Annotated in this window: 14 protein-coding genes; all 14 read left to right on the forward strand. The window is 31.5% G+C overall.

Annotation, left to right across the window (positions count from 1 at the left end):
- Positions 1-39: 39 nt before the first annotated feature.
- The 14 genes from tsf to rbfA all read left to right on the forward strand — a co-directional run bounded on the left by tsf (position 40) and on the right by rbfA (position 15,359).
- Positions 40-927 carry a translation elongation factor Ts gene (tsf, locus tag B5E92_RS00555; protein WP_087298463.1) on the forward strand — a complete coding sequence of 296 codons (888 nt, stop codon included), beginning with the start codon at positions 40-42 and terminating at the stop codon, positions 925-927.
- Between the two features lie 167 nt (positions 928-1,094).
- Positions 1,095-1,811 carry a UMP kinase gene (gene pyrH / locus B5E92_RS00560; RefSeq protein WP_087298464.1) on the forward strand — a complete coding sequence of 239 codons (717 nt, stop codon included), beginning with the start codon at positions 1,095-1,097 and terminating at the stop codon, positions 1,809-1,811.
- 1 nt (position 1,812) lies between these two features.
- The gene (gene frr / locus B5E92_RS00565; RefSeq protein ID WP_087298465.1) at positions 1,813-2,358 is read left to right on the forward strand and encodes a ribosome recycling factor; all 546 of its coding nucleotides are present in this window, start codon (positions 1,813-1,815) and stop codon (positions 2,356-2,358) included.
- Between the two features lie 190 nt (positions 2,359-2,548).
- Positions 2,549-3,301, forward strand: coding sequence for an isoprenyl transferase (locus B5E92_RS00570; RefSeq protein WP_087298466.1), 753 nt, complete (start codon positions 2,549-2,551; stop codon positions 3,299-3,301).
- Positions 3,301-4,083 (forward strand): phosphatidate cytidylyltransferase, encoded by a 783-nt coding sequence (locus B5E92_RS00575; protein WP_087298467.1) that lies wholly within the window; start codon positions 3,301-3,303, stop codon positions 4,081-4,083. The genes B5E92_RS00570 and B5E92_RS00575 overlap by 1 nt, the downstream gene beginning before the upstream one ends.
- A 1-nt stretch (position 4,084) precedes the next feature.
- A complete protein-coding gene (locus B5E92_RS00580; protein WP_087298468.1) occupies positions 4,085-5,236 on the forward strand; it encodes a 1-deoxy-D-xylulose-5-phosphate reductoisomerase in 1,152 nt (383 codons plus the stop codon).
- Positions 5,236-6,309, forward strand: coding sequence for an RIP metalloprotease (locus tag B5E92_RS00585; RefSeq protein ID WP_087298469.1), 1,074 nt, complete (start codon positions 5,236-5,238; stop codon positions 6,307-6,309). The genes B5E92_RS00580 and B5E92_RS00585 overlap by 1 nt, the downstream gene beginning before the upstream one ends.
- Positions 6,310-6,375: 66 nt before the next feature.
- Positions 6,376-10,695: a PolC-type DNA polymerase III gene (locus B5E92_RS00590; RefSeq protein WP_087298470.1), complete on the forward strand. Its 4,320-nt coding sequence runs from the start codon at positions 6,376-6,378 to the stop codon at positions 10,693-10,695.
- Positions 10,696-10,793: 98 nt separating this feature from the next.
- On the forward strand, positions 10,794-11,261 hold the full coding sequence (rimP, locus tag B5E92_RS00595; RefSeq protein ID WP_087298471.1) for a ribosome maturation factor RimP: 468 nt from the start codon (positions 10,794-10,796) through the stop codon (positions 11,259-11,261).
- A 13-nt stretch (positions 11,262-11,274) separates the two neighbouring features.
- A complete protein-coding gene (gene nusA, locus B5E92_RS00600) occupies positions 11,275-12,576 on the forward strand; it encodes a transcription termination factor NusA (protein WP_087298472.1) in 1,302 nt (433 codons plus the stop codon).
- Positions 12,577-12,587: 11 nt separating this feature from the next.
- Positions 12,588-12,845 (forward strand): RNase P modulator RnpM, encoded by a 258-nt coding sequence (gene rnpM / locus B5E92_RS00605; RefSeq protein ID WP_087298473.1) that lies wholly within the window; start codon positions 12,588-12,590, stop codon positions 12,843-12,845.
- Positions 12,817-13,134 (forward strand): ribosomal L7Ae/L30e/S12e/Gadd45 family protein, encoded by a 318-nt coding sequence (locus B5E92_RS00610; protein ID WP_239406362.1) that lies wholly within the window; start codon positions 12,817-12,819, stop codon positions 13,132-13,134. The genes rnpM and B5E92_RS00610 overlap by 29 nt, the downstream gene beginning before the upstream one ends.
- A 4-nt stretch (positions 13,135-13,138) precedes the next feature.
- Positions 13,139-14,992 carry a translation initiation factor IF-2 gene (gene infB / locus B5E92_RS00615; protein ID WP_087298475.1) on the forward strand — a complete coding sequence of 618 codons (1,854 nt, stop codon included), beginning with the start codon at positions 13,139-13,141 and terminating at the stop codon, positions 14,990-14,992.
- Between the two features lie 10 nt (positions 14,993-15,002).
- Positions 15,003-15,359, forward strand: a complete 357-nt coding sequence (gene rbfA / locus B5E92_RS00620; protein WP_087298476.1) for a 30S ribosome-binding factor RbfA — start codon at positions 15,003-15,005, stop codon at positions 15,357-15,359.
- Positions 15,360-15,405 lie beyond the last annotated feature (46 nt).

Here is a 15,405-nt window from a genome sequence, read left to right on the forward strand (position 1 = left end):
CCTTTTTTAAATAAAAAATACATAAAGAGGAGAAAAGAAATGAAAATTACTGCAAGTTTAGTAAAAGAATTACGTGAAAAAACTGGTGCTGGAATGATGGATTGTAAAAAAGCTCTTGAAGCTTGTGATGGTGACATCGAAAAATCATTTGACTGGCTAAGAGAAAAAGGTATTGCTAAAGCTGCTAAAAAAGCAGATCGTATTGCTGCTGAAGGATTAACTGCATTTGTTGTAGAAGGTGATGTAGCTGCTATCGTTGAAGTAAACTCTGAAACAGATTTCGTAGCTAAAAACGCTGAATTCCAAGCTTTAGTAAACACAATTGCAAAAGCTGTTGTTGATAATCAACCTGCTGATTTAGAAGCTGCATTAGCAGTTAATGTTGAAGGAAAAGATTTAGCTACTGTAATTGCAGAAGCTAGTGGAAAAATCGGAGAAAAAATCAGCTTAAGAAGATTCCAAGTATTAACTAAAAATGCTGATGAAGAATTCGGTGCATATTCACACATGGGTGGAAAAATGACTTCAGTTGTAAAAGTTGCTAATACAACAGCTGAAAAAGCTCGTGATGTAGCTATGCATGTCGCTGCTTCAAATCCAACATATATTGATAGAACAGCTATTCCTCAAGAAGTTTTAGATCATGAATTATCTGTATTAAAAGCACAAGCTTTAGCTGAAAATGAACAAGCTGCTAAACCTAAACCAGAAAATATCGTTGAAAAAATGGTACAAGGAAGATTAAACAAAAACTTAAAAGAAATGTGTTTAGTTGATCAAGAATTTATTAAAAATCCTGATGAAACTGTAGGTAAATACTTAGGAGAAGGTAAAGTTCTTGAAATGGTAAGATTCCAAGTTGGTGAAGGAATGCAAAAAAGAGAAGAAAACTTCGCTGAAGAAGTTGCTGCTCAAATGAAAGCTTAAAAAGTCTAAAACGCCATCATTAGATGGTGTTTTTTTATGACTTAAGCCTACCTTGACTATTATTAGAAAATGTGATAAATTTTTTTAAGAAAAGAATCATTATAAAATTATAATGAGATGTTCATTGGGCATGAATCTTTTTATAAATTTAAAACAAGGAGACTAATATGAAGTATAATCGGGTATTATTGAAATTAAGTGGAGAAGCTTTAGCAGGAGATGATAAAACAGGTATTAATGCACATACTGTAGCTGACATTGCTCGTCAAATTAAAGATGCTAAAGAACTAGGTGTTGAAATCGCAATTGTTTGTGGTGGTGGTAACCTATGGCGTGGTAAAACTGGTGCCGATATGGGAATGGACCGCTCTAGTGCAGATTATATGGGAATGCTTGCAACAGTAATGAATGGTTTAGCAGTTCAAAACGCATTAGAAACAATTGGAGTTCCAACAAGATTATTATCAGCAATTGAAATGCGTCAAGTTGCAGAACCTTATATTCGCCGCCGTGCTATCCGTCATTTGGAAAAAGGACGAATTGTAATTTTTGGTGCGGGAACTGGAAGCCCATTTTTTACAACAGATACAACTGCAGCTTTAAGAGCAGCCGAAATCAATGCTGATGTAATTTTAATGGCTAAAAATGGTGTTGATGGTGTATATTCAGCTGATCCTAAAGTTGATCCTAATGCAAAACGTTTTGATTCAATTTCTTATTTTGATGTATTACAAAAAGATTTAAAGATTATGGATCAAACAGCAATTACATTATGTAAAGATAATAATATTGATTTATGTGTATTTAATATGCAAGAAGAAGGTAATATCGCTAAAGCATGTAATGGCGAAGTTATTGGAACAACAATTTCAGGAGGAAAATAAAATGATAGATTTAATCTTAGAAGATGCAAGTGAAAGAATGAAAAAAGCAATTGAAGCTTTTCAACGTGATTTATCAACAATTAGAACTGGACGTGCTAACCCTAATATGTTAGATCGTGTTATGGTAGATTATTATGGTTCACCAACACCAGTTAATCAAATTGCTGGTATTTCTGTTGTTGAAGGTCGTCAATTAGTAATCAAACCTTATGATAGATCTAGTATTAAAGATATTGAACATGCTATTTATGAAGCTGGATTAGGATTAACACCACAAAATGATGGTGAATTAATTAGAATTATGGTGCCAGCATTAACAGAAGAAAGACGTCGTGAGTTTGCTAAAAATGTATGGAAATTTGCAGAACATGCAAAAGTATCTATTCGTAACATTCGTCGTGATGCTAATGATGAAATAAAAAAGACTGATGCTCGTGAAGATGAAGTAAAAGATGGTCAAGAAAGAGTTCAAAAATTAACTGATAAATTTGTTAAAGAAATTGATGAAATTGCTAAAAACAAAGAAAAAGATATTATGACTGTATAATAAATAAATTGGGACGCTTAGCGTCCTTTTTATTTTGTTTTTGGTATTGTTTGTATTTTAAATTTTTATAATAATATAGTTTAAAATCAATTATATAAGATTGTTTGGTTGTATTCATGATTTAGCTTAGACTTTTTTTTACCCGCATTTTGTGGTATAATCTCGACGAGTCATACAGGAGGATTAGTAGATGTTTTTTAAAAAGAAGAATAATGAAATAAATTATCAAGATCTTGATATGAATAATATTCCTGGACACATTGCTTTTATCATGGATGGAAATGGGCGCTGGGCTAAGCAAAGAAAGATGCCTCGTACTTATGGTCATCATGAGGGAACTAAAACAATTAGAGATATTGCATTAAGCTGCAATAAATTAGGAGTTAAAGCAATGACTGTCTATGCTTTTTCGACTGAAAATTTTGCTCGTCCTAATCAGGAAGTGCAATATATATTTAAATTACCAAAAGATTTTTTCGAGTCTTATATGAAAGAATTGATGGAAAACAATGTCAAAATTACTACTATCGGTCATTTAGAAATGGCTCCTCAAGAAACCCAAGATATTATTAATAAGGCGATTGAAAAAACAAGTCATAATACTGGCCTTATTTTGTGTTTTGCGTTTATTTATGGTGGTAGAGATGAAATTGTATGGGCAGCTAAAAAAATAGCACAGAAGGTAAAAAATGATGAATTATCAATTGATAATATTGATGAAAATATCTTTAATCATGAATTAATGACTAAGGATTTACCAGATGTTGATTTAATGGTCAGAACAAGTGGAGAGCAAAGGTTGTCTAATTTTTTACTATGGCAATTAGCTTATGCTGAATTTGTATTTACTGATGTTTATTGGCCTGATTTTAATGAAGAAGAATTGAAAAAAGCAATCTGGTTATATCAAAATCGAGATCGCCGTTTTGGAGGTTTAAAATAATGAAGCAGAGAATTATTACTGCGATAGTTTTAATGATTATCGCAATTCCTTGTGTGGTTTTAGGAGGATATTATTTTAAAGCTTTAATAGGAGTTGTTTTAGCTTTATCAGTATATGAAATGTTACATATTTGTACTCGACCACGGATAAAAATATATTTATATGTAATTGTTTTATTGTTTTTCTTATATGGATTTATTTTTGATTTAAATGATTTATTTATTGCATCGTATGGAATTTTAGTGTTTATGGTTGCTTTATTTGCAGCTACTATATTTGATGAAACATTAACAATTGAAAGAACTGGTTATATTTTTACTATGGGAGTATTAATTGCAGCTGGCTTACATGCAATGTTAGTAATTCGTAATCAATATGGTTTTCAATATGTTATTTTATTAGCTCTTGCAACGTATGGTAGTGATACAGGAGCTTATTTCACGGGAGTGCTTTTTGGTAAACATAAATTAATACCACGACTTTCACCTAAAAAAACTATTGAAGGATCAATTGGTGGCATTGTTTTGGGTACCTTATTATCTGTAGGATATGCAAGTTATTTAGGTTATCTAGATAGTAATATGATTTTAATTCCAGCATTCTTTGTTTTAACGATTACAGGACAAATTGGTGACTTAGTTTTTAGTGCTGTTAAGCGTCATTTTGGAGTAAAAGATTATTCTAATTTATTACCAGGACATGGTGGAATTTTAGATCGTATTGATAGTATAGTATTTAATTGTGTGGTTTTTAGTTTCTTTTTAGTTATGGTGAGGTTATAAAATGAAAAATATTACAGTTTTAGGAGTTACGGGATCAATAGGAATGCAAACTGTTGATGTAGTAAAAAATCACTTAGATAAATTTAAAATTGTTGCTATGTCCGCAGGCTATAATATTAAACAGGTAGAAGAAATTCTTGAAATGATCGATGTTGAGTATGTTTGCGTTGTTCAAAAAAAGGATGCTCAATATTTACAAGAAAAATATCCTGATTTAAAAGTAACTTATGGTCAAGAAGGTCTAATAAAAATAGCAACTTTACCACAAATTGATATTGTTTTAAATGCAATTGTTGGTTTTGCTGGACTAGTGCCGACTATTGAAGCAATTAAAGCAAAAAAAGATATTGCTCTTGCAAATAAGGAAACATTAGTAGTTGCTGGGCATATAATTACTAAACTGGTTAAAGAAAACAATGTTCGTTTATTACCAGTAGATAGCGAACATTCAGCAATTTTTCAATCTTTAAATGGTGAAAAGCACCAACAGATAAAAAGAATAATTTTAACGGCTAGTGGTGGCAGTTTCCGTGATAAATCACGTGATGAATTAATTGGTGTTACTGTTGAAGAAGCATTAAACCATCCTAATTGGTCAATGGGAGCGAAAATTACAATTGATAGTGCTACGTTATTCAATAAAGGTTTAGAGGTTATTGAAGCTAAATGGTTATTTGATGTATCATATGATCAAATTGATGTTTTAATTCATCCTGAAAGTATTATTCATTCAATGGTAGAATTTGTTGATACTTCAGTAATTGGACAACTAGGTAATCCTGATATGCGTTTACCAATTCAATACGCTTTGACATACCCTGATCGTGATGTTTTGGTTAATGGGGAAAGTTTAGATTTAGCTAAAATAGCTTCATTGACTTTTAAAAAGCCAGACTTAGATCGTTTTAAAGCTTTAGCGCTAGCTTACAAGGCTGGAAGAACAGGCGGGAGCATGCCATGTGTTTTAAATGGTGCTAATGAAATGGCTAACGAATTATTTAGAAATAACAAAATTGAGTTTTTACAAATTGAAGAACTTGTTGAAAAAGCTTTAAAAGCACATCAGGTAATTAGTGATCCTACATTAGAACAGTTAGTTGAGGTTGATAGCTGGGCTAGAAATTTTGTTTTAAAAGAGATAGGAGAAGATTAATGCAGACATTAATAAATATAATTGTATTTATTTTAATTTTAGGAATTGTCGTTTTAATTCACGAGTTTGGACATTTTATAACTGCTAAATCTTTTGGAGTTTATTGCAGTGAATTTTCTATTGGAATGGGGCCTAAATTATTTTCTAAAAAAATAGGGGAAACTGAATATGAAATTCGAGCTTTACCTATTGGTGGTTTTGTTTCAATGGCTGGTGAAGCTGATAATGAAATAGAAGAATTTAAGGATGTCCCTTTTGAAAGAACAATTAATGGAATCAGCTGCTGGAAAAAAGTTGTTGTTTTTTTAGCAGGAGTTTTTATGAATTTTATCTTATCAATTGTAATACTAATTGGGGTATATTCATTCATTGAAGTTCAAGACAATACACCTGTAATTGGTTCGGTTAGTGATAATGGTCCTGCGATGATGGCTGGAATTGAAGCGGGAGACCGTATTACTAAAATTGCTTATGATGGTGAAGAATATATTATCGGTTCTTATGACGATATTCGTGAGGTAATGGGAAAAATTGAATCTGATGATAAAACTGTAACTGTCGAGGTTGAATTAGTTCGTGATTCAAAAACATTAACAAAACAGGTTAATGCCCAATATAGTGAAGAAAGTGGAATGTTTATATTAGGAGTCATTTCAGGAACAAGACAACTTAGCTTTTTTGAAGCGGTAAATTATGCTTTTGATCAGTTTAAGACATTATCACTATTGATTTTTACTACTTTAGGACAATTATTTACTGATACAGCTAATACGATTGGACAATTATCGGGGCCAGCTGGTATTTATTCAACTACTGCTCAAATAACGGCGACCGGTTCGATAAGTCAGTTATTGATCTTTTTAGCATTGATTTCAACTAACGTTGGTATTTTTAACTTATTACCGATTCCAGGTCTTGATGGCTGCCAGGTAATTTTTGCTTTGGTTGAAAAAATGATAGGTCGTGAATTACCGCTAAAATTGCGCTATGCTTTACAGTTAGCTGGTTTAGCGTTAGTTTTTGCTTTATTAATATATGTAACAATTAATGATGTTTCGCGAATATTAGGATAATGGGAATTAATTTTCCCATTTTATTATGTTATAATGATTGCTATGAAAGAAAATAAGGGTGATTAAATGGAAGATAGATTTTTAATACTGTTAAAAAATTTAAAAATTGAACAAAGTACCGATGAATTAAAGAATGGGAAAATTGATAAAGTTGTCGTCGCTAAAGATAATAGTTATATTTTTTATTTATCATTTGAACATATGTTACCTTTTAGTGAATTTCAACTATTAATTACAAATAGAGAGCATTTTCCATATCCAGTTAGTTATCATCTTACTTATCAAGATGATAACTATGATCAAGAACAATTATCATTATACATTGGTTATGTTTTAGAACAATTAAAACAAGAATATCCTGTTTGTGCCACTTTAACAATCGATAGTATTAAAGTAGAAAATAAAATTAAAATTGAAACTTGTAATGAAATCCAATTAGAACAATTAAAACAATTAAATAGTCAAATAACAAAAATGTTTTCTAGAATTGGTATTAATAAAAACTGTGAATATTTTATTGATGAAAATAATAATACTTTTAAAAATATTCAGGCTGAAATGGAAAATCCAGAATTGCCAGTAATTGAAAAACCTAAAGAGGTTAAAACAAAACCAGTTAGCCAGGATAATAATTATTATCGAAACAATTCAAGAAAAAAAAATAATGCAATTTCTTTACGTATTGAAGAAATTACTAACCAGACAATGGAAAATAATATTGTTATTACTGGTTATGTTTTTAAAACTGATTTAATTAAAATTAAATCAGGAAAACATATACAAAGTTTATGGGTCACTGATTATACTGATTCAATTATTGTTAAAAGATTTGAAAATAACTCTAAAAATACTTTAGAAGAATTAAAATTAGTTGGTAAAGGCGGTATATGGGTTAAAGTTCGCGGTGAAGTTCGTTTTGATAGTTATTCTAAAGAAACTGTAATGATGGCTAGAGACTTAGAAATAATTAAAGGGCCTGCTTCTAGACAAGATAAAGCTGAAGTAAAAAGGGTAGAGTTACATACTCATTCTAAAATGTCAACTATGGATGGTATAAGCACTATTAGTCAGTATGTTCAAACTGCTGCTAAATGGGGACATCAAGCAATTGCTATTACTGATCACGAAAATGTTCAATCTTTTCCTGAAGCGCAAATCGCAGCAGGAAAAGCAGGTATAAAAATGATATATGGAATTGAATTTAATATGATCGATCCAGTATTAAATATTGTCTATAATCCTATTGATACTTCTATTGAACATGCTACTTATGTTTCTTTTGACTTAGAAACAACAGGACTTTCAGTTATCCATGATGGAATAACTGAATTTGGTGCAGTTAAAATAAAAAACGGTGAAGTAATTGATCGGATGCAAACATTTATCAATCCAGAAAAAACTATTTCTTCAAGAATCAGCAATTTAACTAATATTACAAATGATATGGTTAAAAATGAAAGAACAATTGCTGAAGTATTACCAGAAATAATCGATTTTTTTGATGACTGTATTTTAGTTGCTCATAATGCAAGTTTTGATATTGGTTTTTTAAATGAAAATTTGCGTCGTAATAATATGCCTGAAATAAAAAATCCTGTAATTGATTCCTTAGCTTTAGCAAGAGCAATTTTAAAGCCATTAAAATCATATCGTTTAGGAAATGTATGTCGTTTATATCGTGTTAATTATGATGATGAAGTTGCTCACCGTGCTGATTATGATGCGCAGGTATTAGCTGATGTATTTACAATGATGTTACATCAGATAATGCAAGGTGGTAAATATAATTTATTAGACTTATGTGAACTAACAGGTGATGATATTTATAAAATAGTTTATCCATATCATATGACAGCATTAGCTCTAAATAAAAAAGGGTTAAAAAATATGTTTAAACTAGTTAGTGAATCAAATACGGTATATTTCCATGGAAGTTCTAGAATTCCTAAAGAACGTTTAGAGTTTTACCGTGAAGGTTTATTGTTTGGTACTAGCTGTTATAATAGCGATGTATTTGAAGCGGCTTTAAATCTATCTGATGATAAATTACAAAAAGCAATGGAATTTTATGACTATGTCGAAATTCAACCGCTTAATGATTATAACCATTTAATTGATCGAGGTAAATTACAAAGTAAAGATGAATTAATTAAATCGCTTTGTCGAATAGTTGATTGTGCTAAAAAGTTAAATAAAATAATTGTTGCAACTGGAGACGTGCATTTCTTGGATCCTAAAGACAAGATATTTAGAGATGTATTTATTTCTAATCCAACGATTGGAATCGGACATCGAGCTCATCCATTATGTAACCGTCATGATCCAAAAGCGCCTAATCCTTGTCAATATTTTAGAACAACAGATGAAATGATGGAATGTTATCCATATCTACCTCAAGATGAGGTTTATGAATATGTTGTTACAAATACTAATAAAATTGCAGATATGGTTGAAGAAATTAAACCGGTTCATGATAAACTGTTTACACCAAAAATTCCGGGTGCTGATGATAATTTAAAGAAAATCTGTTACGATACAGCCCATCAAATGTATGGTAATCCTTTACCTACAATAGTTGAAAAAAGGTTGGAAAAAGAATTAAGTAATATTATTAAACATGGATTCGGGGTTATTTATTATATTTCTCACTTACTAGTAAAAAAATCTAATGATGATGGCTATCTAGTAGGATCGAGGGGGTCTGTAGGTTCTTCGTTTGTAGCTACGATGGCTGGAATTACTGAGGTTAATCCCTTACCACCTCATTATATTTGTCCTAATTGCTGTCATAGTGAGTTTTTAGAAGAAGGTGTTGTCAGCGATGGTTACGACTTAGAGGATAAAGCCTGTCCAAAATGTGGAGCAATCATGAAAGGTGAAGGTCATAATATTCCTTTTGAAACTTTCTTAGGATTTAATGCTGATAAAGTACCGGATATTGATTTGAACTTCTCAGGTGAATATCAAGCTAAAGCTCATGCATTTACTAAAGAAATTTTTGGTGAAGATCATGTCTTTAGAGCTGGAACTATTTCTACGGTCGCTGAAAAAACGGCTTATGGTTATGCTAAGGGATATGCAGAGTTGATGGGTAAAGAAAATTCAATTCGATCAGCTGAATTAGAACGAATAGCAGCTGGCTGCGGTGGTGTTAAAAGAACAACGGGGCAACATCCCGGTGGGATAATTGTAATTCCAGGTGATATGGATGTTTTTGATTTTACACCTTATCAATATCCAGCTGATGATTTAACAGCAGCTTGGCGAACAACCCACTTTGACTTCCATGCTATTCATGATAATGTCTTAAAATTTGATATTTTAGGTCATGTTGATCCAACTGTAATTAGAATGCTTCAGGATTTAACTGGAGTTGATCCTAAATCAATTCCTACTAATGATAAAAAGGTCATGAGTTTATTTACAAGCAGTGAAGCATTAGGATGTAATTTGGATTTTATTGGTTGTAAAAATGGGGCCTTAGGCTTACCGGAATTTGGTACTACTTTTGTTCGTGGGATGCTTGATCAAACCAAACCAAAAACATTTAATGACTTGGTAATTATTTCAGGTCTATCTCATGGAACTGATGTTTACTTAGGAAATGCAGAAACTCTTATTAAATCAGGAACATGTACTCTTTCAGAAGTAATTGGATGTCGTGATGATATCATGGTATATTTAATTGAAAAAGGATTACCAAATAAAGATGCTTTTGATATCATGGAATGTGTTCGTAAAGGTAAGTCACCAGCTGTTTTCCCAGAAAAACAATATGAAGAGTTAATGAAAAAACATAATGTTCCTCAATGGTATATTGATTCTTGTAAAAAAATTAAATACATGTTCCCTAAAGCCCACGCTGTTGCTTATGTATTATCGGCAATTCGTGTTGCCTGGTGGAAAGTGTATTATCCTCGAGAATATTATGCTGTTTATTTTTCAACTCGTTGTGATTTCTTTGAAATTGAGACTTTAATTAAAGGTAAAGATGCGATCATGGCTCGTCGTAATGAAATTATGCAATTACGCCAGGAACACAGTGCTTCAAATAAAGATGAAGGTCTATGGGATGTTTTTGAAATTGCATTAGAAATGATCGAACGTGGCTATCATTTTAGTCCAATTAGTTTAGAGTATTCACAGGCTAACAAATTTATTCTTGATCCAAATGATGAAAAAGGATTGATTCCACCATTTAGTGCTATTGATGCTTTAGGTGATGCTGTTGCTTCAACTGTTGTTGAAGCTAGAAAAAATGGTCCATTTTTATCTAAAGAAGATGTGGTAAAAAGAACTAAATTAAACAACTCGCATATTAAAACATTATCAAAAATGGGTGTTTTTGATGGTATGCAGGAAAGAAACCAGCTTTCACTTTTTTAAATATTGCATTGATAAAAAAAGTGTGTTATTATAATTGTAGTTTCATAACGGAGCGGAGTGGGGCAACCCACTCTTTATTATTGAATAGAGGTGAGATGATGGAACTTTTACAAGAGATTAAAACAATAATTGAACCGATTTTACAAGAACATGATGTTTATTTAGATGATATGGAATATGTTCAAGAAAATGGTGAATGGTATTTACGTATTTTTGTCGAAAAAAACTTAGGATCATTAGACATGGATACTTGTGTTGCTGTTAGTGAGGCAATTAGTGAAAAATTAGATGAAACAGATCCAATTAAAGGTGAATATTATTTAGAAGTTTCTTCACCTGGAATTGAAAAACCATTAAAAACATTTGAACAAGTAACAGGAGCTATAGGTAAATATGTCTATGCAAAATTCTACAATCCAACGGCAGGAATGGATGAAGTAGAAGGTTACATTAAAGGAATTGAAGATAAAACGATTGAATTTGAATATTTAGTTAAGAATATTAAAAAGAGTATTAAAATTGACTATGACAATATTAAATTTATAAGACTGGCTGTTAAATTTTAGGAGGAAATAAAAAGTGGCAGGAAAAAAATTCATGGATGCATTAAATTTATTAATTGAAGAAAAGGGAATTGAAAAAGAAGTCTTTTTAGATATGCTTAAAGAATCAATTGCAAAAGCATATAAAAAGAATTATTTAAGTTCTGATGCAAATGTCCGTGTAGAAATTAATGAAAAAACAGGTAAATTTAGATTGTTTGAATTAAGAACTGTTGTTGATGATTTAGAAGATGAAGATATTGAATTATCATTAGAAGAAGCACAAGCTATTAATCCTAAATATCAAATTGGAGATGTAGTAGAAACTGAAGCTGATGTTGAACATATTGGTCGTTTAGCAGCAATTCAAACAAAACAATTATTTAGACAAAGAATTCGTGAAACAGAAAAAGAAACGTTATATAATGAATTTGCAGATAAAAAAGACGATATCATCACAGGAATTGTTGATCGTGTCGAACCAAATTTCGCAATTATTAATATTGGAAAAACTGGTGCTTTTTTAGCTGGAAATAAACAAATTCCTGGTGAAAAATTAGTAGAAGGACAACATTTAAAAGTATATGTAAGTGATGTTGACCGTGGAACTAAAGGTACTCAAATAGTTGTAAGTCGTACTGAACCAAACTTTGTTAAAAGACTATTTGAACTTGAAGTTCCTGAAGTTTATGATGGAACTGTAGAAATTAAAGCTGTTTCTAGGGAACCTGGTGAAAGAAGTAAAATGGCTGTATATACAAGCAATGAGAACATTGATCCAATTGGTTCATGTGTAGGTCCTAAAGGAAGTCGTGTTAAAAATGTTGTCGATGAATTAAATGGTGAAATGATCGATATTATTTTATGGAATAGCGATCCTGTTGTTTTTATCTCTAATGCACTAAGTCCTTCTGAAGTTAAACATGTATCTATCGATGAAGAAAAACATAGTGCTTTAGTAATTGTACCTGATGATCAGCTTTCATTGGCAATTGGTAAACGTGGTCAAAATGCTCGCTTAGCAGTTAGACTAACAGGATGGAAAATTGATATTAAGTCACTTAGCGAAGCGAAAGAATTAGGTTTAATTGATCTTCCTGAAACAGTAGCTGAACCTGAAACTTTAGTAGATGATGATTTCGAAAAAGAATTTGCTCAAGAAATGATGGAAGAATCACATGAAGAAGAAATCGTTGAGCCTCAAGAAACTACAAATGAAGTCGTAACTGATTCATATGATGATGATTATGATGATTTTGATGACTACGATGATGAATACAGCAAGTATGATGAAGAAATTGATTATGATGAATACGATAAGTACTATGATGATAAATAAGGAGTGGTAGAATGCGTAAAATCCCATTAAGAAAATGTTTAGCGACAGGTGAACAATTACCAAAACAACAATTAATTAGAGTTGTTCGTAATAAAGAAGGGGAAGTATTTGTAGATCCAACTGGAAAAATGAATGGTCGTGGTGCTTATTTAAAACGTAGTCATGCTGCTTTTGAAAAAGCCAAACAAAAAAAACTACTTGCTCGAGCTTTGCAAGTAGAAATACCTGAAGAAATTTTTAGTGAATTGGAAAAATATGCCGATGAATAATGCTTTAAATATTTTAGGTTTGGCTTCAAGAGCTCGTAAAATTGTTACCGGTGAAATGCTGATAACGATGATTAGAAATAATCGTGTTCATTTAGTAATTATTGCAACAGATGCTAGTGCTAATACTAAAAAGAAGCTAGTTGATAAATGTACTAGTTATAATGTGGAATATATTATTACTAGTAATATTCAAGAATTATCTAGAGTCATTGGTAAGTACAATCGTGTTGCTGTTGGGATTCAGGATGCTGGATTTGCAAAATTATTTAAAGAAAAGATAGGAGGGTGAATGTATGGCAAAACATAATAAACACAATAAAAATAAAAAGGGTGCGCCAAAAAAGAAACAATTACAATCAAATTTTCCAACTAAAAAAGATGAAAAAGAAGTAAAAGATGGTGTTATCGTTTACGAAGAAGGTATCACAGTTGGTGAATTAGCAGAAAAAATTGGACAAACCCCTGCAAATGTAATTAAAGTTTTATTTTTACTTGGAATGATGGTTACTATTAACTCTTCTTTAACAGATGAACAAGTCGAATTGATTTGTTTAGAATATGGCTTTGATACTGAAAAACATGTTGAAGTAAGTGAAGTAAATTTTGAAGAATTAGAAGTTCAAGATGATGAAAAAGATTTAGTGCCAAGATGTCCTGTAGTAACTATTATGGGACATGTTGACCATGGGAAAACAACTTTACTAGATACAATTAGAAAATCTGCAATTGTTGAAGGTGAATTTGGTGGTATTACCCAACATATTGGGGCTTATCAAGTTGATGTAAATGGTAAAAAAGTTACCTTCTTAGATACACCAGGGCACGAAGCGTTTACAGCAATGCGTGCTCGTGGAGCTCAAGTTACTGATATTGTAATTATTGTTGTAGCTGCTGATGATGGTGTTATGCCACAAACTAAAGAAGCAATTGACCATGCTAAGGCAGCAAATGTACCGATTGTTGTTGCAATCAACAAAATTGATAAAGAAGGTGCTGATCCAGAAAGAATTAAAGGAGAAATGGCTGAACAAGGTCTTTTACCTGAAGAATGGGGTGGAGATACAGTTTATTGCGAAATTTCTGCTAAAAAAGGAATCGGTATTGATGAGTTATTAGAAACATTAACAGTTGTAGCTGAATTAGCTGATTTAAAAGCTAATCCAAATCGTTATGCATATGGTAGTGTTGTTGAGGGAAAACTAGATAAAGGCCGTGGACCGGTTGCAACATTATTGGTTTCTAATGGTACTTTACGGGCTGGAGATCCAATTGTTGTTGGAACTTGTTATGGACGTGTTCGTCAAATGTTAGATGATCGTGGTAAAATCATTAAAGAAGCTTTACCAGCTACTCCAGTAGAAATCACTGGATTAAATGATGTTCCTGTTGCTGGTGATAAATTCATGGTTTTTGAAAGTGAAAAACAAGCTCGTAGTGTTGGTGAAGCGCGTTTACGTGCTAAACAGGATAAAGAACGTAGTACTGGAGCAGCTTTATCACTTGATGATTTATTCTCACAAATTAAAGAAGGAGAAATTATCGATTTAAATATTATTGTTAAAGCTGACGTTCAAGGTACTGCTGAAGCGGTTAAAGCTTCACTAGAAAAAATTGATGTTGAAGGGGTTAGAGTAAACGTTATCCGTTCAACTGCTGGTGGAATTTCAGAATCTGATGTTTTATTAGCGTCAGCATCTAATGCTATTATTTATGGTTTCAATGTTCGTCCTAATGCAAAAGTTCGACAAAAAGCCGAAGAAGAAGGTATTGAAATTAGACTTCATAACATTATTTATAAAATGGTTGAAGAAATTGAAACCGCAATGAAAGGTATGCTTGCCCCTGAAGTACAAGAAGTTATTACTGGACAAGCTGAAATTAGACAGGTAATTAGAATTTCTAAAATTGGTAATATTGCTGGATGTTATGTAACAGATGGTTATATTCGTCGTAATTGTGGTGTTCGTTTAATTCGTGATGGTGTTGTTGTTTATGAAGGTAAATTAGCATCATTAAAACGTTTCCAAGACGATGTTAAAGAAGTTCAATCAGGTTTTGAATGTGGATTAAGCATTGAAAACTACAATGATATCAAAGAAGGAGATATCGTTGAAGGATATATTATGGAAGAAGTAGAAAATAAGTAGGTGATATTTAATGGTCTTAAAAAAAGATAAGATGAATGGGATAATTCAACGTGAGTTATCACAGATCCTTCAGTTCGAAGTAAAAAATTCAAAAATTGGATTTTGTACTATTACAGCTGTTGAAACTACTAAAGATTTGTCTATTGCAAAAGTTTATGTTACTTTTTTAGGAAAAGATGATACTAATTATGATAAGAAAATGGAAGCTTTAGAACGTTCTAAGGGATTTATTCGTTCTTTGCTTGCAAAAAGACTAACAATTAGAAAAGTACCAGAATTAAAATTTGTTCTAGATACATCTTTAGAATATGGAAATAGAATTGAAAAAATTATTAATGATTTAAATCACCAGGATAAATCGGAATAGCATTTTTGCTATTCCTTTTTTCTTTATTATCATAGTTGTTTCATCT

The organism is Erysipelatoclostridium sp. An15 (assembly GCF_002160675.1).
GTDB classification, from domain to species: domain Bacteria; phylum Bacillota_I; class Bacilli_A; order Erysipelotrichales; family Coprobacillaceae; genus Thomasclavelia; species Thomasclavelia merdavium.